Genomic DNA, 391 nt, shown 5'->3' with positions numbered 1-391 from the left:
GGTTCAGGTCCATGTGCCTTCGGGTGTAGGGGTTCGAGTCCCTTCGTGGGCACCATTACCTAATTCGCAAAAAGGCCGCAAACTTTCACGAGTTTGCGGCTTTTTTCATTTCCGCAGCAAAAAGCCACCACCACGTTCCCAGCAAGCAGCCTACCCGGCACACCTGCGGACAGAAACCCGCAAGAAACCGCTGAAAAAAGAGGCAGATTCAGCCTTTTTTCATAGGAGGCAGCCGTTTTCAGGCGAAAAAACATGTTTCTTGAAGAAAAGTGCGAAATGTTGATTGACCGAATGCGCGCCAGCCCTTATGATTTTGTCCTCGCTGCAGAACACGCAGCGATAAGCAGCAAGCAGTAACAATGCCCACGTGGCGGAATTGGTAGACGCGCAT

At 51.4% G+C, this 391-nt stretch carries 1 protein-coding gene; it reads left to right on the top strand.

Annotated elements, in window-relative coordinates; genetic code table 11:
* Positions 1–283 (top strand): hypothetical protein (locus tag SJI03_RS28860; RefSeq protein WP_322429468.1); only part of this gene is annotated, 283 nt, incomplete at its 5' end.
* Positions 284–391 lie beyond the last annotated feature (108 nt).

This window comes from Janthinobacterium sp. GMG1, assembly GCF_034427795.1.
Taxonomy (GTDB): Bacteria; Pseudomonadota; Gammaproteobacteria; order Burkholderiales; family Burkholderiaceae_D; genus Janthinobacterium.
The sequence above is the reverse complement of the archived record's forward strand: the minus strand, read 5'-3'. Positions and strand labels throughout refer to the sequence as shown.